The sequence below is a fragment of the Alicycliphilus sp. T452 genome (genome assembly GCF_054512775.1).
This window is the reverse complement of the sequence record NZ_JBTNEH010000006.1, coordinates 186,688-209,632: the sequence shown is the minus strand read 5'-3', so window position 1 is coordinate 209,632 and position 22,945 is coordinate 186,688. Positions and strand designations below refer to the sequence as shown.

Annotated in this window: 18 protein-coding genes; all 18 read right to left on the bottom strand. The window is 72.4% G+C overall.

The window, feature by feature from the left end; genetic code table 11:
* Position 1: 1 nt before the first annotated feature.
* Entirely contained in the window at positions 2-2,308 is a 2,307-nt protein-coding gene (locus ACX12L_RS07895) for a hypothetical protein (protein WP_459262112.1), read from the bottom strand.
* Positions 2,305-5,220, bottom strand: coding sequence for a baseplate J/gp47 family protein (locus ACX12L_RS07890; protein WP_459262111.1), 2,916 nt, complete (start codon positions 5,218-5,220; stop codon positions 2,305-2,307). Before ACX12L_RS07890 ends, ACX12L_RS07895 begins: the two co-directional genes overlap by 4 nt.
* Positions 5,217-7,700 carry a putative baseplate assembly protein gene (locus ACX12L_RS07885; RefSeq protein WP_459262110.1) on the bottom strand — a complete coding sequence of 828 codons (2,484 nt, stop codon included), beginning with the start codon at positions 7,698-7,700 and terminating at the stop codon, positions 5,217-5,219. Before ACX12L_RS07885 ends, ACX12L_RS07890 begins: the two co-directional genes overlap by 4 nt.
* Positions 7,697-8,065, bottom strand: coding sequence for a GPW/gp25 family protein (locus tag ACX12L_RS07880; RefSeq protein WP_459262109.1), 369 nt, complete (start codon positions 8,063-8,065; stop codon positions 7,697-7,699). The genes ACX12L_RS07885 and ACX12L_RS07880 overlap by 4 nt, the downstream gene beginning before the upstream one ends.
* 3 nt (positions 8,066-8,068) lie before the next feature.
* On the bottom strand, positions 8,069-8,389 hold the full coding sequence (locus tag ACX12L_RS07875; RefSeq protein WP_459262108.1) for a hypothetical protein: 321 nt from the start codon (positions 8,387-8,389) through the stop codon (positions 8,069-8,071).
* A 10-nt stretch (positions 8,390-8,399) separates the two neighbouring features.
* Positions 8,400-8,909 (bottom strand): phage baseplate assembly protein V, encoded by a 510-nt coding sequence (locus ACX12L_RS07870; protein WP_459262107.1) that lies wholly within the window; start codon positions 8,907-8,909, stop codon positions 8,400-8,402.
* An 11-nt stretch (positions 8,910-8,920) separates the two neighbouring features.
* Entirely contained in the window at positions 8,921-10,063 is a 1,143-nt protein-coding gene (locus ACX12L_RS07865; protein ID WP_459262106.1) for a hypothetical protein, read from the bottom strand.
* 2 nt (positions 10,064-10,065) lie between these two features.
* Complete coding sequence (locus tag ACX12L_RS07860; RefSeq protein WP_459262105.1) at positions 10,066-10,428, bottom strand: LysM domain-containing protein; 363 nt, start codon at positions 10,426-10,428, stop codon at positions 10,066-10,068.
* A gap of 2 nt (positions 10,429-10,430) precedes the next feature.
* Complete coding sequence (locus tag ACX12L_RS07855) at positions 10,431-11,087, bottom strand: hypothetical protein (RefSeq protein WP_459262104.1); 657 nt, start codon at positions 11,085-11,087, stop codon at positions 10,431-10,433.
* Between the two features lie 16 nt (positions 11,088-11,103).
* Positions 11,104-12,459 carry an eCIS core domain-containing protein gene (locus ACX12L_RS07850; RefSeq protein ID WP_459262103.1) on the bottom strand — a complete coding sequence of 452 codons (1,356 nt, stop codon included), beginning with the start codon at positions 12,457-12,459 and terminating at the stop codon, positions 11,104-11,106.
* Positions 12,460-12,640: 181 nt separating this feature from the next.
* Positions 12,641-12,907, bottom strand: coding sequence for a hypothetical protein (locus tag ACX12L_RS07845; protein WP_459262102.1), 267 nt, complete (start codon positions 12,905-12,907; stop codon positions 12,641-12,643).
* Positions 12,904-15,408 (bottom strand): eCIS core domain-containing protein, encoded by a 2,505-nt coding sequence (locus ACX12L_RS07840; protein WP_459262101.1) that lies wholly within the window; start codon positions 15,406-15,408, stop codon positions 12,904-12,906. Before ACX12L_RS07840 ends, ACX12L_RS07845 begins: the two co-directional genes overlap by 4 nt.
* Positions 15,405-17,345, bottom strand: a complete 1,941-nt coding sequence (locus ACX12L_RS07835; RefSeq protein ID WP_459262100.1) for an ATP-binding protein — start codon at positions 17,343-17,345, stop codon at positions 15,405-15,407. The genes ACX12L_RS07840 and ACX12L_RS07835 overlap by 4 nt, the downstream gene beginning before the upstream one ends.
* Positions 17,342-18,679 carry a DUF4255 domain-containing protein gene (locus ACX12L_RS07830; RefSeq protein ID WP_459262099.1) on the bottom strand — a complete coding sequence of 446 codons (1,338 nt, stop codon included), beginning with the start codon at positions 18,677-18,679 and terminating at the stop codon, positions 17,342-17,344. The genes ACX12L_RS07835 and ACX12L_RS07830 overlap by 4 nt, the downstream gene beginning before the upstream one ends.
* Positions 18,676-19,410 (bottom strand): hypothetical protein, encoded by a 735-nt coding sequence (locus tag ACX12L_RS07825; RefSeq protein ID WP_459262098.1) that lies wholly within the window; start codon positions 19,408-19,410, stop codon positions 18,676-18,678. Before ACX12L_RS07825 ends, ACX12L_RS07830 begins: the two co-directional genes overlap by 4 nt.
* Entirely contained in the window at positions 19,407-20,126 is a 720-nt protein-coding gene (locus tag ACX12L_RS07820; protein ID WP_459262097.1) for a hypothetical protein, read from the bottom strand. The genes ACX12L_RS07825 and ACX12L_RS07820 overlap by 4 nt, the downstream gene beginning before the upstream one ends.
* Positions 20,127-20,142: 16 nt before the next feature.
* Entirely contained in the window at positions 20,143-20,667 is a 525-nt protein-coding gene (locus tag ACX12L_RS07815; RefSeq protein ID WP_013517921.1) for a phage tail protein, read from the bottom strand.
* Between the two features lie 15 nt (positions 20,668-20,682).
* Positions 20,683-22,575 carry a phage tail sheath subtilisin-like domain-containing protein gene (locus ACX12L_RS07810; RefSeq protein WP_459262096.1) on the bottom strand — a complete coding sequence of 631 codons (1,893 nt, stop codon included), beginning with the start codon at positions 22,573-22,575 and terminating at the stop codon, positions 20,683-20,685.
* Positions 22,576-22,945 lie beyond the last annotated feature (370 nt).

The following is a 22,945-nucleotide window of genomic DNA, read 5'->3' as shown; positions in this document are numbered from 1 at the left end:
GTCAGTTGGCGAAATACACCCCGGCCGTCAGGCCCAGGCGCAGGTATTCGGCGAGCGCGTCGCGCAGGTTGGCCTCGCGCTGGGGTTGGCGCAGCCGCTCGTAGGCGCCCATTTCGGCGCCGCTCTCGGCGCCGGTGCGGATCTGCGCGGCGCAGTGCAGGTCGAGCTGCGCAAGCCCCGGGTCGCCGTAGCGGCGCGAGGTGAACAGCGGCCGCACCGTGGCCTCGACCTCTGCGCGCACGGCGTCTTCCTCGGCCGCCGTGGGTGGCTGCAGGCCGGCGGCCAGCGCCGCCGCGCGCAGCGCGGCAATGCGCGCATCGGCCTCCAGCTGCGGCTGGCAGCGATAGCGGCGCGGCACGGCCGACGCGGGCGGCACGTAGCAAAAGCGCACGCAGCCGGTCTGGCGCCGCTCGGCCACGGCCGGCGCGTCGAAGATGCAGTCGCTGGCCGAGATCGTGAGCCCATGGACAGCGCCGAGGAAGCTCGCGCGCTGCAGGTCCAGCGGGGCCTGGGGCGTCGAAAGCGCGGCGCCGCCGGCGGCGCCCGCGTCCTGCAGGCCGACGATGCTGTCCGCCACGGCCACGCTGCCGACCGGGCCGGTGACGGCTATCGGCGCGGCCTGGCTGGACAGCACGCGCAGCGCCAGGCGCGGGCTGTCGCTGCCGACCGTGATGTGGGTGCCGCCGGGCAGCACGGTGCAGTGCGCCAGCTCCACCTGGCCCAGGGGGCCGGAGATGTCCAGCGGCCCCTGCAGCAGCAGGCCGTTGAGGAACAGCGCGCCGGGGTCGAGCGCATCGGCCGCAGCCGTGCCGAGCACCTGCAGGCGGCCCTGCCAGTGGGCGCGCGTCTGGCGTGCCTCGAAGCGGCCCGGCTGGCGTGCCATGGTGCCCGGCAGCGCATCGGCGACAGGCGTGGGCGGCCATTGGCCCGAGACGATCATGAGCCGCGAGCCCTCGGCGATGTTGACGGCCAGCGGCGCGGCATCGCTCTCCGTCAGGCTGTCCATCAGCACGATCACGCCGGTGCGGCCGGCGGGCAGCGCGTTCCAGGCCTGGACCGCGTCGCGCAGCGTGGCGAACAGCGTGCCCGTGGCGCCCAGCGGCAGCAGGTGCGTCACGCCCACCTGCCAGACCGCGGGGTCGAAGAAGCCGCCCGCATCGTCCTGCGCCGCCGTGCCCTCGGACAGGCTGGCGCTGGCGGCGCGCAAGGCGTCGCCGCGGTCGTAGGGGCCGCCGCCGACGTCGGCCGCGCTGCCATGCGCGGCATGCAGCCAGACCTGCTGCACGTCGAGCGCCGCGGGAAAGGCCATGCGGCCGCGCTGCACGTCGATGGCGGCCACGCGTGGCGGGACGGGCAGCGTCACCGCGTCGGGGATGTCGCAGATCCACAGGCCCTCGCGCGCGATCTCCACGGGCAGCGTCTCGCCCGCGAGCCGGACGAACACGCGCAATACGGGGTCGTGCCCGGTCATGAAAACGGGGGAGGTACCGGCATCGCCGGCGCGCAGCCGTTCGAGCTCCGCATGCAGGGCCAGCGGGCGCAGCGGCGCGCCCGCGTTCTCCTCGCGCGCGGCCTGGGTCACGGCGCCGCCGGTCTCGGTGCGCGGCAGGTTGAACAGCGGCGCGTCCACGCCGGCCGGGTGCATGTGCCACCAGCCCGCGGCGTTGCGGCGCGCGCTGATGAAATCGGCATCCGCATCGCCGGGCGCGCCCCGGCCCAGCGGCTGGGCGCGCAGCCGCCACAGGAAGATGCCTACGTTGGGAATGTTGAAGCGCCCGCCGGCGGTGTCGGCATTGCGCACCTCCAGCAGGTGCGCGAAGGGGTCGAATGCGCCGGCGCTGGCGCGGGCCAGGTCGGCCCGCGCGGCGTCGCGTACCGAGGCGGTGGCCGCGGATGCGAGGCGCACGTGGTTCATGTGCTGCGTGGTCGCCAGGCGCTGGAAGAACTCCACGGCGGCGGCCGGCCAGCCGGTCACGTCGCGGGCCAGCTGCTCCAGCACCAGGGCCGTGCCCTTGCGGCGCCGGTAGGCCAGGGTGTTGGCCACCCAGGCGCGCGCGCTGACGCCCGCCGAGGGGACGGGGCGGATGGGCCGCGCACCGACCAGGTCGCCGATATAGGGCACGGTCCATTCGTCGCAGGTCTCTATGAACCAGTTGTCGTACAGGCGCGCGGTGTCGGCCTCGAGCGCCGTGAGCTCCTGCTCGATCACGGCCAGCAGGGCGCGCAGCGGCAGGCCCTGCTCGGCGTCGCGCAGGCGGTGGATGGCCGGCAGCAGCTGGTACAGTCGTTCGGGGGTGAGCAGGCTCATGGCTTGGCCTCCGACAATTGAACGGCGGCGGGGTTGATCAGCAGCAGCTCGGCCGGCTGCATGGCGCCGGCATCCCAGCGTGCGCCAAAGGCCGGCAGCACCTGCAGTGCGCCGTCGCTGGCCGTGCCTTCGCCATAGGGCTGCAGCACCTGCAGTTCCACGGCCACCACGCCCGGCACCTGGTGCAGCAGCGCTTGCACGGCAGCGGCGGTGACGGGCTGCGCCAGGTCGCACGCATCGAAGCCATAGGCCTGCAGCAGCCGCGCGCGGCCATCGGCGAGCACGGCGTCGGCCTCGTACTGCGGGTCCATCACCAGGCTTGCCGAGCAGCGGAAGTAGCGCAGCGCCGCGGCGGCGAGCTCGAACTGCTGCGACGGGTCGGACTGGCCGGCGATCGCCTTGCGCAGGTTCCCGAGCACCTCGCCATCGGGGGCGCCGCCGGTCGCGCCCAGCACCGAAACCAGCACGCGCAGGGCGCCGCCCACGCTCACGAGGTCGGCGCGCGCCTTGCCTATGCCGGGAAAGGCACGCGCGTAGTCCTGGTAGTCGGGCAGGGAGACCACGCGCTCGAAGGCCAGCAGCGTCAGGGGCGCATTGCGGCGCGCGTCTTCGCGCTTTTCCGGGTCCTGGGCACCGCCGGCCGGCAGCGGGTTGGTCACGCCGCGCAGGCCCAGGGGCATGGCGCGCGGCATGGTCAGGGTGCCGGCCGCCACCTCGCCGTCGCGCCCGAGGCCGGTGCGGTAGCTGGCGCGCAGGTTCATCTGCCCGGTGGGCAGGCGCGCGCCCTGGCGGCCGTCGCCGAACAGCAGGCTCAGGCGCGCCTCGTTGTCGATGCGCGTGGCAAACACGTGCTCGTCGGGGCCGGCGCCGTACAGCGAAGGGCGCTCGCTCCACAGCAGGCCGTTGACGCGCAGCGCCAGCGTGCTCTGCGCGCCGGCGGCGCTGGCGGCCGACAGATGGGTGGTGGGCGGGCGGCGCAGCGTGAACTGCTGGAAGGCCTGGGCCGCATTGCCGTTGCCCAGCACCTCCTGCACGCTCTCGCCATGCGTGGCGGCGACCACGTTGGCGTGGATGCGCAGGCCCTCGCGCACATAGCTGAACTGCAGGCCGTTCTTGCCCTTGAGCATCAGCGTGCTGCGGCCGTTGGCGTGCACCACGTCGTCGAGCACCGCGATCTCCGCCGCGTCCACGCCGGGAATGTCGCTGCGCGGGCCGACGAAGGCGAGCGGCTTGCCGCGCGCAAGGCCCAGCACCATGGCCGAGAGCTCCACGCGCACGGTGCCGGCTGCCACGGGCGCCTCGATCGGCAGGTCCACCAGCGGCTGGCGCCGGCTGGCCACATGGGCCGTGGTGTCGCGGAACTTGAAGGCTTCCGCGGGAGGCGCGGGAAGGGGCTTGCCGTCGCTGCCGGCCATGCGCAACGCCATCGCACGGCCGGACAGGCCGTAGTCCGCGCGCGCCGCTTCGCGGGCGTCGTACAGGGCATAGGTGCCGGCCTTGACGGAGGGCGAGTCGAGCACCACCCAGCTGCCCGGGACGAGCCCGGGCACCGGCCGCTCCAGGTAGGCATGCTGGGGCGTGAGCGCGGCGCCCTGCGAATCGGTCCAGACGCTCGGGTTGGTGCTGTCCCAGTTGGTCGGGTAGTAGTCCGCGCTGCCCTTGGTGTTGCTGGCGGGCAGGGAATTCCACTGCGGTGCGTTGTTGCCGAAGAAGCCCAGCCGCGCGCCGAAGCTGAAGGCGCCGGCCTCGGGCGCGACCGGCGTGGCCGGCGGATGCAGGCTGGCGGTGACCGCCTGCACCAGCTGCAGGCTGCTCCAGCCCTGGATGGTGACCATGGCCTGCAGTTCGCTCTCCTGCCAGGCATGGCCGCTGATGGTGTTGGCGATGTTGCCGCTGGTGAAGGAGACGCTTTCCAGCTGCGCCTGCGCGAAGTTGCCGAAAGAGAGCACGCCCACCGGCACATGCCACTGCAGCCGCGGCGGCGCGGCCGGCGCGACCGGGTCGGGCAGGGGTTCCAGCCCGATGCGCACGCGCTGCAGCGCCTTCTCATCCTCGACCTCGGTTGCGCGCAGCACCAGCTGGCGCAAGGCGGCGCCGTTCTTGCCCACGAACAGCAGCAGATCGCCCGCCTGGATGGTGTTGGCGTCCGTGCCTAGGTAGACGCGGGCGACCTCCAGCGCATCGACCGTCGCGTCCACCGGCAGGCCCGGGTCCAGGCGGTACAGGTCGCCGCTGGCGAGGCCGGGGTGCAGGCCGTCGGTGCCGGGGGGCATGCTGCCTTGCGGAAGCAGCAGCACCAGCCGCCTGGAGTCGCCGGCGACGTCCAGCAAGGCCATGTCGGCCGGCCTGGCCAGGCGCGGGCGCAGGGCGTTCCATTCGGCGCGCGCCAGCAGCTCCCCGGAAGTCTCGAATATCTGCGGCAGCTTGTCCTGTGGCGGCACGCTCTGGATGGGGGTGCCGGCGGCGATGGTGCACACGCCCGGCGCGCCCGGCGCGTCCTCCACGGTGAAGACCAGGTGCACGCCGGCGGCCACGCCGGGCCTGAGCTCGTAGCCCACGGCCCGCGCCAGCTCCAGCACCGAGCGGCGTTCGGTCGCGGTGCGCAGAAAGCCCTCATTGGCGATGCGCTCCTGGTAGAAGCTCAGCACGTCGGCCATGCAGGCGGCGGCGTCCACCAGGGCCACCGTGGCGTCGTCTGCCTCGCGCGTGCCCAGCGCCGCCAGCGGCCGTGGCGCGCCGGGGGCGGGTTCGCCCGGGTGCCATAGTGGCAGTCCGGCCAGCATGCGCTGGTGGAAGCCGGGCTGGGTGTCCACGCGCCAGGTGAGCGCCGGCAGGCCGGGGGCGTTGTATATGGGCTCGCGCGGCTGCTGGCCCTCGCAGCAGTGGCAGCCGGCCAGGGTGTCGTCGCTCATGGCGCGCCTCCCGTTGCATGCACCTGGAACGCGATCTTTCCGTTCTGCGGTGCATTCGGGTCGTTGTCGAGCCGTGCAATCTCCAGCCGCGCCATGGTGATCCGGCCGGCGCCGATCTCGCCCGCATCCGCGTGGCCCAGGCGCCGAAAGCGCAGCGGCTTCACGAACGCGACGCCCGGCACGGCCATGGCGGCGGCGGCCACGGCGCTCAGGTAGACCGGCTCGCCGAAGCTGTACCGGTCGGGGTCGAAGAATCCGCCGGGTGCCGTGCCGAACCGCTGCAGCAGTCGCTGCTCGACGTCTGCCGGGAAGTAGCCCGGCCTGGCGCAGACATGCAGCGCGATGTCCAGCGCCACGTAGGCCGGTGCGTCGATCTCCACGTCGTGGCCGGCCAGGCGGAAGCGGTCGATGAAGGCGTTGATGCTGTCCTCGAAGGCCGGGTCCACGCCCTCGCTGCCGCGCCGGTCCACGGTGACGAACATGGTGTGCCAGCTGCCCGTCCAGCGCCGCGTGGCCACGGCGCGCTGCACGCGCGGGTCGCGCATGGCAACGGCGGCGTAGTCCTCGGGCGTGACGGCGCGCTCCTGGCGGCGGAAGGCCTGAGGCGCGTCCATGCGCGCGCGCGCCAGTGCCAGCGGCGCTGCGCCGCCGCTGGCGGCAAGCGGGTTGCGCACGCGCGTGATGCCGTCGAAGCCGCAGAGCACATGGGCGATCGTGCCGGCGCCGACGTTGCCGGCGCTGCCGTTGCCTTCGCGCATGCGCAGCGACAGGCGCTCCAGCGCGCCGGGGCGCCTGCCGTTGACGCCGTCGCCAAAGCGCAGCAGCACGCCGCCGCCGTCGCCGGTCTCGACCACGAAGTCGGCCGCCTGGGCATCGCTGCCCAGCAGGTCGCGCCGTGCGGACCAGGTGCGGCCGTCGCCGTCGCTGGTGACCTGCATGGCCTCGCGCGTGTCGGCCGGTGCGCGCCCGAGTGCCGCGGTGGCCGGCGCGGCGGCGTCGACCAGCGTCAACTGCCCGAGCGCATCGCGCACCAGGCCCTGGCGCGTGGCCGGCAGCAGGCTGCCATCTGCCGGCCGCATGCGCGGCACGCGGCCGCCGGGCACGGGCAGCAAGGGCTGGCTGTGCTCGGGGCTCATGCCGTGGTCGGCCAGCGCGATGTTGGCGCAGGCGCCGGCCATGTCCTGTGCCAGCGTGCCGCCTATGACCTTGGACAGGCACAGGTCGAACGGCAGCGCATCGCCTGCCGCCCATTGCACTTCCACCAGCGGCTGCCCGGTCACGGGATCGCGCCGCGGCGTGGGCGCGGGCGTGCGGTCGGCGCCGGCCTCGGGATCGACGCGGGTGAGCCGCACCACGTGGCGCTGCAGAGGGTCGGCGTCCTGCGCCAGGCCGTTGGTGGTGCCGGCGCGTGCCTCCAGCAGCAGCAGGTCGCCGGCGCGCAGGCGCAGGCGATGGGCCGTGTCGTCGCGCAGGAAGGCGCGCGTGGCGCCGCGCGGCAGGCAGCAGGCCTCGTCGCTCCAGGTGTAGAAGCGCAGGTCGTTGTGCGCGCTGTAGAGCGTAAGCGGCGTGAGCAGCTCGAAGGGCTGGGCGCCGGAGCGCACCAGGTCGCGCGCCTGGGCGCGCGATGGCAGCCGCCTGCCTGCGCCGGCTGCCTGGGTCAGCAGCAAGGTGCCGTCCAGGCCGGTGGCGGTATCGCAGGCCGTGAGCTGCCGGCCGTCGGCCGTGGCATCGACCTCGAACGCGACCCAGGCGCGCGCGTTGCCGCCCTCGTGCACCGCGTAGTCGAGCAGCCGCGCATGGCGCTTGACCGAGACGCGCTGGCGCGCCGTGCCCAGGTAGGCCTCGGTGGCCACGGCGTCCTGGAAGTAGGCGATCTCGTCGGCGCGGTAGGCCAGCGCTTCCGCGAGCGTGACCAGCAGGTCGGCCGGGTTGCGTTCGCGCCAGCCGGGCATCAGCACCGACAGCCGGTCCAGCACTAGGCGGCGAAAGCTCTGGTAGTCGCGCGCCAGGTAGTCGATGTCGGGCACGTGCGGAATTTCCGGGGCGCAGGAGCCGGCTGCACGGCAGTCGAAGTCGCTGGGGCAATCGACCTTGAAGCCGAATGCGATCTGCGCGAGCGCCGGGTCTATGCCGTCGGGGGGCGCGTCCGATCCGGCCGAGGCCACCAGGCGCAGGGTGTAGCGCGAGAAATCACCGGTGCCGTCCAGCTCCACCTGCAGGGTGCGGCCGCTGGCCGCCACGTTCAGCACGCGCGGGTCGTGCACGCGCTGGCCGCCGCGCACCTCGACGTTGGCGGCCGCCAATGGAACGGCGGGCGCCTGGGACAGGTCGTGCACGAAGTGCAGCACCAGGTGCGGCTCGCCGTGCATCACCTCCAGGTACTCGATGCCGTTGAACCAGCGCGGGGGTGTCTCCAGCGCCGCGGCGCGCAGGGCGGCGATGCGGCGCGGGTTCTTGCAGAGGTATTGCTGCGTGGTCATGACGAGAGGCTCCTGGTGAAGCTGGCCTCGCCGGCTTGCTGCGTCTCCAGCACGGTGTAGCGCACGGCCACCGTGAGGGTGGCGTCCTCGCTGCTGGCGGCGACCGCGTCGATGCGCAGCAGATGCCCCAGCCACTGCTGCAGCGAGGCCTGGACCAGCGCCTGCACCGTCACGGCCAGCTCCGGGCTGTTGGGCGCGAACACGAGCTGCATCAGGCCGCAGCCGAAGTCGGGCCGGTTCACGCGCTCGCCGGGCACGGTGAACAGGAGCTGCTCGATGAGGCCATGCAGCCAGGCAGTGCGCGTAGCCTCGCCGGTGCGGCCGCGCCCATCGGCGTGGTAGGGGAAGGCGACGTAGGTATTCATGGTTCACACCCCCAAGACACGGGTCTGCGCGGCGACCGGAACGAGCGGCGTGCCGGTGGGCGTGCAGATCGCCTGGCCGCTCATCAAGAGCACGGGCTGGCCGGCGGCGAACACGCGCGTGGCCGCCACCACCCATTGCGCCGTGATGCAGGGGCCGTTGCCCTGCGGCGGCGAGAACGCGCAGCCGGCCACCAGCCAGGGCGCGGCCTGCGTGGCCACGGGCTGGCCCGAGACCAGCACGCGGGCCACGGGTGCGCCGGGCGTGGCCTGGCCGCCATGTGCGCACAGCACGGTGGCGCCTAGGTGGAGCAGGGGGCCGGGCATGGCATGCTCCTCAGACCACCGTCAGCGCGCCGGCGTTGATGTTCACGGTGGGGCCCGTCATGATCAGCGAGGCGCCCTTGCCGTTCTGGATGTAGATGCCGGTGTCGTTGACGATCAGCGTGGCGCCGGTGGCGCTCTTGAGCATGATGCCGCCCGTGGGGCCGGGCAGGTCGCTGATGGTCAGGCCGTTCTGCAGCGTGGTCTGCAGCGTGAACGCCTGGACGCCTGGCGGCGTGGCGCGCGCCAGGGCCGGCACCTCGGCCGCGCTGCCCCAGAAGCACCCGACCCAGATGGGGTGGTCGGGGTCGCCCTGCTCGTACTCGATCCACACGCCCGAGCCGATCATGGGCAGCGCGAACATGCCGTTCTGCATGCCGGCCACCGGCACGCAGGGCATGGCCCAGGTGCCCGGCACCAGGCCCGTCACGTCGGGCACCTGCACCTGCAGCCGGCCGATCTGCATGGGGTCGATGTTGTTGAGCACCATGCCGCGGTACTTGCCGTAGAACTTGTCGTTCATCTTCTCCTCCTTCAGACCGGCACCGTGGGCGTGATCGAGACCAGGCCGTTGCGCGTGAGCTCGAAGCTTTGCTTGAACTCGCCGCGCTTGATCTTGCTGGTCACGCTCTTGACGTAGTACAGGCCGTCGTAGGCCACGCCCGCGCCGCGCACGCCGACCAGGCCGCGCGCCTTGAGCACGCGGCCGTAGCGCAGCACGTCCAGGCTGCCGATGCCGCTCACGGCGTCCTGCGAAGTGGCGGCCTCGGCCAGGCCGGCCGAGATGGCGCGCATCGGGCTCATCTTGGCCGTGTCCTTGAGCGGCTTGAGGTTGGCGATCGGCGTTGGCAGCGCAGCCAGTGGCGGCTGCAGCGGATTCAGGTTGGGGATGGGAACCGGGATGGGCGCGCGCGTGAGCTGGTTCTGGATGAAGACCACGGGCAGCACGCCCTTGGTCGCATCGAACGAGAACGACAGGGACTCCACGTTGGTCAGCGCGTCCATGTCCAGGTTCAGCGCCGGCTGCGGCACGCCGATCTTGATCTCGGGTCCGAAGTAGGCGATGTTGGTGCCCGCCGCCGGCCCCGGCTCCACGTAGAACACATAGCCGACCTGGCGCGCCAGCTCCTGGATGTAGGCCAGGTCCGTGCCCTGCTGGGCCGGAATCTTGTCGATGGGGATCTGCACGTCGGGAAACAGCACCGGTATCACCATCGGTATCAGGCCGAAGGGCGCGTACTTGGCGCACAGCAGCGCCACGCGTCCCTCCACGGGCACGGCCGGAAACGGCAGGCCGCTCCAGTCCTGCATGTCCATGGCCTTGGTCACGTCCTCGCCGGTCACCGTGAGCGTGCCTGCCTGGCCGCGCCCGCCGGGCTGCACCTCGACGTGCGTCATCACGCCGTCGAACAGCGGCTGGGCGCTGCCGTTCATCGTGAGCACCAGCAGCACGCGCAGCGGCGGCGTGGCCATGCCGGTGTTGGTGCCGGCCGCGAGCAGGAAGATGGTGTTGAGCTCCGAGCGCGCGGTGATCGTGAACGTGAGCTGAAAGCCCGAGGCATTGCCCGCCGCCGTGCGCACCTCCACGCTCTGCAGCGCGTCCAGCACCGCGCGCGGCACCGGCAGCGGCACGATGGGGCCGACCAGCAGGGTGAGCTGAATGCCTTGGGCGAACATGGTCAGCTCTCGGCGGGGGGCGGCACGCCCTCGGGCAGGGTGATGCGCAGCGCGCTGCCGGGCCGGGCCACCATGGCCTCGGGCAGCATGGCGCCGTTGGCATCGGCCAGGCGCCACCATTGCTCGGCCGCGCCCAGGTACTGCGCCGCCAGCTGGTCGGCGCGCTGGCCGGCGGCCAGCGTCACGGTCTGCACGGTGGCGAAGCTCTCGGGCGGCGGCAGGAAGCGGCGCGTGACATAGGCCACGGTGCGGCCGTCGGGCAGCCGGGCCTGGGCCGTGGGCAGGCCGTGGTACCGGCTGTCGGGCGCGAATGCCGGCTGGGCCAGGCCGTTGGCCTGCAGGAAGGCGGCGATGGGGTCGGCCATGGTCAGACTCCCGTCACGCCCAGCGTGGAAAGCGAGGCCGGTTGGGCCTTGGCGGCCAGCTGCTCGCGGTTTTGCAGATAGGTCATGAACAGCGAGCCGCCCTTGGACGCGAAGCCCAGGTCGTCCACCGTCAGCACGCGCAGGCTGAGCGAGGCCTTGGCATGGATGGGGTTCAGCGCCGGGTCGAAGGCCTCTTCGGTCACCGAGAAGCTGGTCAGCTTGACCGGGATGACGCGCCCCGCGCCCCACACGAGCAGCAGCAGCGGCGCCAGCATGGGCGCGATCTCCAGCGTGCCCATGCTGGCCTGGCTGTTGACCTTGCCCAGCTGTGCGCTGCTGGGCTGCGAGAGCGATTCCAGCAGCGCGATCTGCGGCGCGATGCCGCAGGCCACGGCGGCGGCGTTCTGGTCGGGGAATTCGAGCTGGTCGGTCGCGTCCAGGTCGGCCTCGAAGCTGATGGTCTCCACGGCCGGCCCCTTGAAGCGCGTGGGCTCGGCGCGGTCGGCGCCGGCCTCGCCGCCGCTTTCCTGCGACTTGAGCTCGCGCTTGAGCGATTCGGCGTTGTACTGCAGTGCGATCACGCGTTGCACCTGGGCGGTCTCGGGGTCGATGAGCACGATGCCGCCCTTGGTGAGCTTGGGTGAGGAGCTGATCGTCATGACGAGGCCTTCCCGGCTAGTTCACCTTTGTCGTCTTCCACTTGCGGACCCACTTCCGCTTGTCGCTCTTGTGGAGCGTTTCCTTGTCGGTGTGGATTTCGAGCCGCTTGATCTTTCCCCCGGAGCGGTCGAACACCTCGCGCATCGCGGCGATGCGCGCGGCGTCGTCCTTCTGCGGGGGCAGGTCGCCGTCGGCCTCCATCTGCCTGGCCCGGTCGAGCAGCCACTTGTCGAAGGTTTTCCCGAGTGCCTTGTCGCCCTTGGCGACGCGGTCGTCGATCTCCTGGCTGGACTTGACCTCGACGACCCTTTCCTTGCCGTGCCGGGTGTTCACCTCTTCGCCGTCCTCGTCCTTGTCTGCCCGCCGTGCGAAGCGCTCGTTGCTCGTGCGCAGCGTGGAGTCGATGGCCTTGAATTGCGCCCCGCCGAAGATCGTGCCCACGGCCTTGCCGGTTTCCTCGGAGCGGCCGACATAGCAGCCGTAGAACTCCACGGTCGCGCCGGGAGCCATGGCGTCCTTGGCGATGGAGGCGACCTTCTGGTCGGCCGCCATGTCGCTCAGCTCCTGGGCGGTGACGAAGCGGCGGTCGGCCTCGCCCCTGGGTGTCATCTTGATGCCGCCCGTGGTGCTGCCATGGCCGATGATGCGGATTTCGCCGACCTTGGTCTTGCTGTCCTTGGCGTACTTGGCCGCGTATTCGGCGGCCTCCTGGATGTTGTCCACGACGACCACTTTTTCGCCGAGCGTGTTCTGCACGTAGTCGGTCACGTCCTGCGTGTAGGCGTCGTCGGGGGCGCGCATGACGAAGGTGATGCGCGTGCCTGCGGGCGCCTGGCCGGCCGCTTTGTCGTCGGCCTTGTCCTGGGCCCCCGCGCCCTTGCCGTCGTCGGCCTGGATGTGCGGGGAACCGGTGCGCGCCGCGGTGCCGGCCCTTGCCGAGAGGCCGTTCACCGCGCGGTCGGCGGCGGTGTTGGCCTCGTGCTCGTCGTGCGCATCGCGCCTGAGCGTGGCGCGGCCGGTGCCCGCACCGCGCTGCTGCGCCACGTGTGCGAGCTCGTGCGCTAGCAGGCGCTGGCCGGCCGGCGAGGCAGGCCTGTATTCGCCATGGTTGAAGGCGATGTGCCGGCCGATCGTGAAGGCCCGCGTGCCCAGGGCGCTGGCAGCCTCGGCGGCGGCGCGGTCGCTGTGCACGCGCACGTTGGCGAAATCGACGTCGAAACGCGCCTGCATCGGCTGGCGCACCGAAGCCGGCAGTTCGTCGCCCGGCTTGCCAACCAGCCGGTTGGCCGCCTCCTCGCCGCGCGCGGGCCGGCTGTCCCTGCGCGGCACGGCCGCGTCGGCGGCTGGCTTGTGATCGCGCTCATGGGTCATGCCGGGGCCTCGCGTCGGGAAGGAGCCGTGCCCGGCCATGCACCATGGCCCCGGATTCGGCGGACCATTCGTGGTGACCTTTGAGGGAAAGGCGAAGCCTGCGGGTGGTGTTCATGATTTCCGGCGCCCCATGTCCACATCGGCCGGAGATTCCTTGCCGCTCCACGCTGACGCTGTTGATTCATGTGCCGACTCCTGGTGTGAGCAGGCGTGCCACGGCCTGGCCGAGCGCCTGGCCGTGGGCGCCGGCGTCGCCATCGGCGGCCAGCGTGACGCGGCCGGCCCGCAGCCGCGCCGCCGCCGGCAGGCTCGGCAGAGCGGCGGCCGCGCCTGGCGCGGCCAGCCGCTGCGCCAGCGCGTCGTGCAGCGCCGCCGCCAGCGCCGGGGTGTCGGCGGGATCGATACCGCGCAACACCAGCCGGTCGATGTGCAGCACGATGCGGTTCATGGCTTCGCCCCCTTGGCCGGCTTGGCGGCGCCCGTGCCCAGGGCTGCGGCCGGCGCCGTGACGGTGGCCGAGCGCGTGCGCGTGGTGCCGTAGCGGCGGCCGGTGGTGTACAGCGGCGCGCCGGCCTGCAGCGTGACGGTCCACTGGTTGCCGACCTGCTTGTCGATGCGCACCATGACCGAGCCGACGAACAGCCGGCCCTGGCTGTCACGGCCGAAGTGCGTCATCGGGTAGCTGTGGCGGCTCAGGTAGGGGGGCTTGTTCATCAGCAGATAGCTGTTGCCGGGCTGGATCCATTCGAGCTTGGCGAGCACCTCGTCGTAGATCGGGATCACGTCCTTGTCGGTGCGCGTGGGCGGCTTGGCGGGGTCGGCCGGCACCACCTGCGGGTCGCCCAGGCTGTCCTGGTCGGCCGCCGGCGGGGGCGTGGCGTCCGGGCTGGCCGGGGCCGGATCGGCGGCCGGACCGTCCTGCGCCGCCTTGCCGGCCCGCAGCGCGGCCATGCCCTGGCGCAGCGATTCGACGACCTGGTCCTCGGTCTTGCCGGTGGCCGGACCCATGCGGCGCAGCAGTTCGTCGACCTCGGCATCGGTCAGCGGCGGCTGCATGGCGCGGGCCGCCTCCAGCAGCTTGTTGCGGGCCGATTCGGTGAAGCGCGGACCGCCGGCGGCCGGGCGCGCCATGCCCTCGACCAGCCGTTCTGCCGGTGACTGGGCAGGCTGTGGCCGGGCTGATGGCTCCGCATCGGGGGGCGCTTGCTGCGCGGCCGGCTCCTCGTGCGTGGCGGCGCTGCCACTACCACTACCGGTGTCGCCGGCCGGCGCGGCGGGGGCGCTGCCGCCGCGCTGGCGCGCCGCGATGCGCTGGCGGATCTGCTCGACCGTCACCTCACCCTGCGGCATCTGGCCCTTCACTCCGTCGGTGGCCTGCAGCAGCGCCTGCAGTTCCTCGTCGCTGAAGGTGTCCAGGTTCTGCGCCACCACGCGCGTCAGCTGCTCGGCCGCCTCACGCCGGGCTTCGTCGTAGTTGCCAGTGCGGGCCGCCTCGGTCAGCAGCTTGCGCAGGCGGTCGTCCTTGCGCAGGGCTTCCTTGATGTCGTCGGGGATGGGCTGGCCGGTGGCGTCGCCGGACTTGATCAGCGTCTCGATCGGGTCCTCGCCCGGGCCGATGCTGGCCTCCGCGCCCTTGGCCAGCAGCGCCACGATGGCCACCGCCGAGGCCGCGGCCAGCAGGCGGCTCTTGGCCAGCCCCTTGAGCTTGGAGGCCAGGGTGGCCAGCGTGGCCGTGGCCGCCAGCGCGGCGGCGAAGGCGGGCACCAGGCTGCCGCCGGGTGCGCGCTCCTGGCTGTCCTTGCGCGCGGGCTTCCTGTCCTTGACCTTGACGTCCTTCTCGACCGGCACCGGCACGGGTGGGGGCGGCTGCTTGCGGCAGGGACAGCGGCTGCGCACCTGGCTGTACGGCGGCGTGCAGAAGTAGCCGAAGATGCCGGGCTCCATCAGGTGCACGCCGAGCTTCTGCTGCGCGCAGCCGGCGGCCTGGGCCAGCGGGTCCGGCATGGTCAGGCCGTTGCCGACGCGGATGGCCGCCACCAGCGGCGTGATGGTGCGGCCCGGATAGACGGCCTGCACCTGCTCCATGTAGTACGCGAGGTCCTTGACGCCCTGGGCCAGCCCGGCCGGCGTGGAGGGCTTGATCTCGCCGATGGCCAGCCCCGTCGGGGTGGCCTGCACCAGGTCGAGCCGGCCGTTCTCGTCGCCGGGCGCGCTGAACGGCATCTCGTCCAGGCGCGCGGCGGCCATGCCCGTGCCCAGGCCCAGGAACGCGGTCTGCACTACGGTGTGCGCCACGCGGCCGGCGTTGGCCGGCCCCTGGCCTGGGTAGGCGGTGTCGTAGCAGATGCCGCAGCCGCCCGCCGCTTCGTTGCTGACGGGAACGCGGTGCAGGCGGCTGCTGCCGGCGCGCAGCCGCACCTGCGCCGGCCGGCCGGCCGCCACGCGCTGCGCGGCGGCCTCGGCCTCGTGCTCCATGGCGCTGTCGGCGCCGTCGATCGCCAGGCGCTGCAGGCCGCCCGCCGTGCCCTGCTGCTGCACGGTGTGGGCCAGCTCGTGCGCCAGCAGCGGGCCGGCGGCGGGCCGCTGGCCGGGGCCGAACACGATGTGCTGGCCCACCGTGTAGGCCAGCGCGCCGACGGCCTGGGCCGAGGCCTGGGCCTGCGCGTCGGCATGCACGCGCACGCGGCCGAAGTCGTGGCCGAACAGCGGCTCCATGGCCTGGCGGGTGGCGCGGTCCAGCGGCTGGCCGGGGCCGCGCAGCGTGCCCTGCACCAGGCTCTGTGCGGCCTCGGCGGTGGCGGCGCCGTCCCGCGCGGGCGCGCTGCGCGGCTGCAGGCCCAGGTCGGTGCCGAGGCGCTTTCGGGCTTCGCAGGCCGGGCAGCGCGACTTGCCGCCGCAGGCGCATTTGCGCTGCAGTACCGGCTTGGCGGCGGCGTAGGCGGCGATCATGCCCAGCTCCTCAGTTCCGCCTCGGAAAACGGCCGTTCGCGCTTGGCGCCCTCCGCACGGGCTGCCTGCATCAGCTGCACCATGCCTATGGCCGTGCCGGCCTCCGCGGCGAGGAAGGCCGCCGCCAGGGCCATGTTGCGGATGCTGCCGCCCGTGGCGTCCAGCCGCGCCAGGCGCGCGAAGTCCACGTCGGCGGCCAGGGGGGCCGCCTGCGGGAACACGGCGCGCCAGATGCCTTCGCGCTGCTCCTGGTCCGGGAACGGGAAGTGCACCACGAAGCGCAGCCGGCGCTGGAACGCCGGATCCAGCGCGGCCTTGTGGTTGCTGGTGAGTATGGCCAGGCCGCAGTAGGCCTCCATGCGCTGCAACAGGTAGCTGACCTCGATGTTGGCGTAGCGGTCGTGGCTGTCCTTGACCTCGGTGCGCTTGCCGAACAGTGCGTCGGCCTCGTCGAACAGCAGCAGCGCGCCGGCCTGCTCGGCGGCGTCGAACACGCGGCGCAGGTTCTTTTCGGTCTCGCCTATGTACTTGCTGACCACGGCCGACAGGTCCACGCGCACCAGGCCCAGGCCCAGCTCGCCGGCCATGACCTCGGCCGCCAGGGTTTTGCCCGTTCCGCTGTCGCCCCAGAACAGCGTGGCCAGACCCAGGCCGCGCGCGCCCTGGTCGGCAAAGCCCCAGGCGTGGTGCACCGTCAGCCGGTGGCGCGCATGCGCCACGATCTGGCGCAGCAGCTGCTGCTGGGCGGCAGGCAGCACCAGGTCGGCCCAGCCGGCATGCGGCTTGATGGTCTGCGTCAGGGCCGGCAGCGCGGCGTGGCGGCCTGCCTCCTCGCGCGCGATGTGGTGCAGCGCGGCGGCATCGCCGCGCGGGTTCCGTGCGTGCGCCTGCCGGGCGATCTCGGCGATGCGGCGCGCGCCCAGGCGGTATTGGCTTGCCAGCGTGTCCAGCGCCGGCCCGGCGATGGGCGTGCCCAGTTCTTCTAGCGCGGCCAGCCAGAGCGCGCGGCGTTCGGGCGCCTCGGGCGGGTCAAGCCGCAGGCGTTGGCAGGGCAGGTCGCTTGCAGGCCATGCGTTCGCGGCCAGCAGCACCAGGCCGGGCAGGTGCCGGGCCAGGCGCAGCGCCGCGGCCTGCCGTTCGGGGCCGGCGCCGTCGCACTGCACCAGCAGGCCGGCGCCGAGCAGCGCTGCCTCGCGCCCCCAGAGCGCGGCGAATGCGGCCTGTTCGGCGGCGTCGGTGGGCATGTCCATGCCGTTGAGCTGGTACAGCCCCGCGCCCAGGCCTTCGGCCAGCGCGCAGGCCAGATCGCGCTGGCCGGTGGCATCGTCGCCCTCGAGCACGATGGTCTGCGGCACGGTCTGCCACAGGGAAAGCAGTTGCTGCACGCCGGCACTCTGGGTGGCGGACAGCGGCGGCGCATCGTTTGGCACCGGGTACAGCAGGGCCTGCAGCCGCTGGTCCAGGCGGTTCAGGCCTGCCAGGTAGTGCAGCACGCGTTCGTCGATCTTCAGGCGTGCATTGACCAGGCCGGCGCCTTCGTCGGGCTCCAGCAGCCGCCAGCGGCGCAGTGGAGCGTCGGGCGAGAGGGCGCTCCAGTGGGCGTCGGGCAGCACCGCCAGGGCGATGCCGAAGCTGGCCCAGGGCCGCTGCGCGGCGCCGGCCTGTGCGCACAGCGCGGCCAGGCGCGCGTCCATCTCCACGCCGGCGGCGAGCAGCAGCAGGTCGCGCTCGAACGGGCTCAGCTGGAACAGCGCGGCCAGGGTGTCGATGGCCGCAGGCGCGGGCATGATCGAGCGTGCCAGGGCGGCCTGCGCATCGGCGGAGGCGGCGCCTTGCGGCGCCTCCTCGCCCAGCAGTGCGCGCAGCCGGGCGAACTCGGCCACCAGCAGCTGCTGGTTGGCTGTGCTCCAGTCGGTCACGCGGTCGGGGGCGTTCATGTGATGCTCACCGCGAGGTTCAGGAAATGAGGCGCATCGCCGGGCGAGAGATCCATGTCGACGATGGGGCTCTCGATGCCATCCACGCGCAGGCGCGCGAGGTAGCTGCCGGGTGCCGCGCCCGGGATGCGGAACTGCAGCGAGGTGGGTGTGGCGCCGGTCGCCAGCGGCGCCACCTCATTGCTGCCCAGCACCAGAGTGGCGTGCTGGCCGCTGCGCAGCTCGGGCGTGAATTGCAGGGTGATGGTGGCCGAGCCGTCGCCGGCGCGTGCCACGGTCTGCGGCAGGTTGGTGATGCGCGGCGCCAGCGTCAGGGCCAGCCGGTTGCTGCTCATGCGCCTGGGCTGGTTCAGCATGTCGGGCCGGGTGGCGTCGAGCGTGACCCGGTAGATGCCCGCCGGCAGGGCTGCGGCCAGGCCGGCGAGCGAGAACGCCGCCGTTGTCGCGGCGGGCCGGTCCGGCGACTGCGCGGGCTCGGCGGCGATCTCCAGCGCCACCTGCCACATGTCGCTCTCCAGCCGCACGCGGCGGTCCGCGCCGTCCAGCGCCTGGCCGTGCAGCACGACGAGGTCGCCGATGCCGGCCACGGTCTGGCCGGCCGGCGGCGCGGCGCGGGTCAGCAGCGGCAGGCGCGCCTCCAGGCCGGGCTGCACCGCGATGCCGGTCTCGCGGCCCTGGGCGTCGCGCGGGCCGCGCGTGAGCACGGGCAGCGCGCTGCGCGCGGGCTGTTGCGCCTGGATCAGCACCACGGAGGCGGTGTAGGCGGCGCTGGGCCGCAGGTGGCTCTGGGTGGCGGTCCAGAACTTGGAGAGCTCCTCGTTCGTCTGCACCACGGGCGTGATCTTGATCAGCTCCAGTTGCTCGGCCAGGCCGGAATCGGCGAGCGCACGCAGCGCTGGCGGCAGCGTGTTGCCCACGGGGGGCGAGGGGACCAGGGCAGCGCGGATGGCCGCGCGCGTGAGCACCGGCGTCTCGTGCAGCAGCTGCATGGCGTAGCCGAGCAGGATTTCGGCATGCAGGTCGGCGCCGCTGTAGGCCGACAGCAGATAGTGAAGGTCCAGCGCGAGCGGCGGGTTCGACAGGCGCGTGCGGCCGCTGCCGTCGCGCCCGGGCAGGCCCTCGTTGCGCCAGCCCGGGTTGGGCGTGACCAGGTACATGAACAGGTTGAGCTGCGAGGACTCGGCCGCGTTGGCCGCCACCACGCGGTCCGGCGCCTGCACGCTCACCGTGACGCTGGAGCCCAGCACGCTGCTGATGTCGTGGTTGATCAGCCCGTCGTTGAGCAGATCGCGCAGCACCGCGGTCACGCCGGCAATGGCCAGGGCCGTGCTCATGATGGCTCCTTGCGCCGGGCGAGATAGGCCTCCAGCGACAGCGGTTGCGCGCGCTCGCGCGCTGCATGCTTGGGCGGTTGCGGCTGCGCAATGGCGGTGACCTCGATGCGGCCAATGTGCACATGCACTTCGGCTGGCTCCGCCGGGGCCGCCTGCGCGGGTGAAGGCAGCCATGGCGGCGGGAGCGCATGGGGCGCGCGGGGCGTGCCGGGATGCGCCGCCGCGGCGCGCGCGTGAGGTGCGGCGGCCGTCTCGGGCGCCTTGCCCGCGGGCAGCAGCGGTGCCGGATCGGCATGGGCTGCGGGGCTCTGGGCATGGGCCGGGGGTACGTGCCTCGCGGCCGTGGGTGCGGCGACGGTTTCGGTGGTGTGCGCCATGTCCCCCAGGCCGGGCGGTCCGGCGGGATCGGCCTTGGCACGGGGCGCTGCGGCGGGCTTCTGCTCCGGCCGGGGCGCGGTGGTGGCGCTGTCCTGCTCCGCGGCCATTTGCCGTGCGAGTGCAGCCGGGGGGCCTGCTTCGTGCGCCGGTTCGGCGGCGGGGGGCGTGGCCTGCCGCGGCATGGCGGCACGGTCTTCACTCGCCTGGCGTGGAGCGGCTGCCGGTTCGGATGGCTCGACGGCCTGCGCCTGCACGGTGCCTGGCGCGCCGGCGAATGGCAGGCGCGCATCGCTGCGCACCGTCCAGGCGCTGCCGGTGGCGCGTGCGGCCAGGCGCTGCAGCAGGCCGTTCATGATGTGCCCTCCACCAGGGCCAGGTAGTGCGCGCGCCGCGCAGCGGGCAGTGCCAGGATCTGCTCCTCGCTCCAGCCGTAGCTGCTCGCCAGCCGGTGCACTTCCTGCAGCAAGGAGCCTGCGCGCGCGGAGATTTCATCCCACAGCAGTGCGGCGGTGTCGAGCTGGGCCATGTCCTCCTGGCCGCAGCCCACGCAGGTCAGGGCGAACGCGAGATCGGCCTGCGGGTCCAGCGCCTCCAGCGCATCATCGACCTGCGCGCGTGCGGCCGCGTCGATGGCGCCCGGCTGGCCCGCGAGCGTGCAGCGCGCGAGCAGCGCATCGGCTGCGTCTTCGGGCGCCAGGCCGGCGACTGCGGCCAGGTCGCGCAGGCTGGGGGCGCGTATGCGCAGGCCGGCGGCCTCGGCCATGGGCAGCGGGCGTCCGTCGGCTTCTTCGGGCGGTGCATCGCGCAGCAGCTCGGCCACGTCCAGCGCGAAGGCCAGCCGCTGGCCGCAGTGGCGGCAGTCGGCGTGTGCGTCTATGCGGGGGCCGAAGTTGGCGGCGCGCAGGCGCAGCAGGCTCGCGCCTATGGCGCCCAGCGGCAGGTCGGCGATTGCGTCGGCAGGCCAGTCCGGGCGCGCGGCGGCGGCCAGCAGCGCGGCGCGGTCCAGCGCGTGGCGCGGCGTGCCGCGCTCCCACAGCGACAGCAGTTCGGCGGCGTCCAGCACACGCATGGCCGGGTCTCCGCAGTCACGCCGGTTCCGTATAGCTGGGCTCGGAGGGCTCGCCTACGTCGTAGTCGCGCTCCCAGCCTTCGTTTTCGAGCTTGATGTGCTGGATGGCCACCGCGTTGGCGTTGGCGTCCAGGTCCGGCAGCGCCTGGTACTCCGATACCCAGCAGCGGAACACCTTGTAGGCCAGCGCGAGTTGGCCGGCCTCGTTGTAGACCTCAATGATGAGATCCTTGCGGAAGTCCTTGAGCGAGACCTCGGCGCCGAGGCCCGATCCGTAGTTCCAGACCTTGTTGGCCCATTTCTCGAACTCGGTGTCGTGCGTGACGCCGCGCTCCAGCGTGATCGCCTCGTACTTGGTGCGTCCGGGCGACTTGCGCGATGTCGATGGGTCGCCGCCCTCGCGGTGCTCCACCGGCTCGGTGCTGCGCTTCAGGGCGCCGACCTTGGAGATGCCGGCCACGTACTTGCCGTCCCATTTGACGCGGAATTTGAAGTTCTTGTACGGGTCGAACCGGGTGGCGTTGACGCTGAACTGTGCCATTTCGGATCTCCTTCGTCAGGCCTGGATCTGGCCCGCCATCTGCTGGATCTGTATGACCACGAACTCGGCCGGCTTGAGCGGCGCAAAGCCCACGATCACGTTCAGCACGCCGAGGTTGATGTCGTTCTGCGTGGTGGTCTCGCTGTCGCACTTGACGAAATAGGCCTCGCGCGGCGAGCGGCCCTGGAAGGCGCCCTGGCGGAACAGGCCCTGGAGGAACGCGCCGATGTTCAGCCGCACCTGCGCCCACAGCGGCTCGTCATTGGGCTCGAACACCACCCACTGCGTGCCGCGGTACAGGCTTTCTTCCAGGAACAGTGCCAGGCGGCGCACCGGTATGTACTTGTACTCGTCGGCCTGTGCATCCGAGCCCTTGAGCGTGCGCGCGCCCCAGACCACCCGGCCATAGGCCGGGAAGTTGCGCAGGGCGTTCACGCCCTTGGGATTGATCTGCCCGTTTTCGAGATCGTTGAGGGGAGAGGCCAGGTCGAGCACGCCGTTGAGCGTGGCGTCCGTTCCCGCGGGCGCCTTCCATACGCCGCGGTTCGCGTCGGTGCGCGCATAGACGCCGGCGAGCGAGCCCGAGGGGGCCATGGCGCGCGGGCGCAGCTCGTCCAGGGGGTCCACCAGGCTCACGGCGGGGAAGTACACCGCCGCGTTGCGCGACTGCGTGACGCCGTTGGCCCAGGCGGCGATGTTGGACAGGTTCTTGCCCGAGGGGGCATCGACGATGTAGAAGGCGCGGCGCTTCTCGCACAGGTCCACCGCCGCCGGGATGACGGCCGCGGCCTGGAGGTCCGTCATGTCGAAGGTCTCGGGGATGCTGAGGATGTTGAACAGGTCCGCGTCCATCAGCGCATACATGCCGGTCTTGCTGCCCGGCGTGCCGACGATCTCCGTTGCGCCGGCGCGCGCGCCGTCGACGCCTTTGGTGGGAGGCACCAGGTCCGATGCGTCGGCCGGGCGGTGCTGGGCGCTGCCCGTGAACTCGCGCCCGCCGTTGGCCAGGCCCAGCTGGATGCTGCCCGACAGGCCGCCGAAGGCGCCGCCGGAAATCACCACGCTCGACGATTCGCCGCTGGCCAGGGATGCGAGCTTGAGGCAGCCGGTGCCGGCGCCGCCGTCGGCGCCCGATTCCGACGCCTGCAGCGCCGCGGTCAATCCCGCCGTGCCTATGGCCGTGTTCACCGCGCTCACCAGGTCGGCCATGTTGCCGGGCGCCGGCCCGGCCAGCGTGAGCTTGAATGCCGTGGCGCCGTTGGCCACGCCGGCGATGACCAGGTCCGTGGCCGTGAGCGGGAACGTCACCGCGGTGCTCACCGCGTAGCCCGCCCTGTTGAAGACGAGGCTGCCCTTGCGTTTGGCGGTGACGAGCGCGGATGCGTTGTTCACCACCGACTCCACGTAGCGCGGCGACGCGGAGTTCATGTCCAGGTTGCGGTGCGTCTCGACGGGCCTGAGCGTCACGCCGTCGGCCTGAAGCTGCGAGACGACGAGGTTGAACTGGGCGTCGGGGTTGCGCGCGCCGGCACGGTCCACGGTGATGCGCAGGCCGTTGCCCCATGCGCCGGGCGTGGCCGCCGCCACGTCCAGTACCGCCGCGGGGGTGCTGTCCTGCAGCGTCCAGGCGGCCGATGCGTAGCCCGTGGCCACGCGCACGACGATGGCCTGGCCGCCGCCGTTGGCGAAGAACTGCCGGACCGCATACGAGACGGGGCTGTCCCGGTCCAGCCCGCCGTAGGCGCGCTCGAAATCGCTGAAGCTGGTGATGGGCACGGCCTTGTCGGGCACGCCCATGCGCGTATAGCCCACGAACGCGGTCACTGAAGTCGCCACACCGGTGATCGTGCGCACGCCGCTGGATATTTCCTCGACGTAGACACCCGGATAACTCAGGGTACTGGGCATACAACCTCCAATCGGTCAATCGACGATCGAGAGCCGCGTGGCTCGCTCATCCCCCCTGGTGCTCGTTCTGTGCCGAGCGCCTTGCGTTTTGTTGCCATGCGAGGCAACCGCTGGCGCCGCGGCAGCGGCTTGAAACAATGGCGTTGATTCTGTAGGGGTTTCAAGGCCCGATCAACGGAAGTTTGCATTTACTAACATCGATTGGCTGCGCTTAACAATTGAATTCGCCGGATAGCCTTGCGCTGGCATGGAACGGGTTGCGCAAGCCGCCCGGGCCGTATGTGCGGCTTTGGCAGCCGGGCTGGCTGATAGACTTCTTCCCGGCAGAGGCCCATGCCTGCCGCCGCATCCAGTCGATAATCCGGTTTTG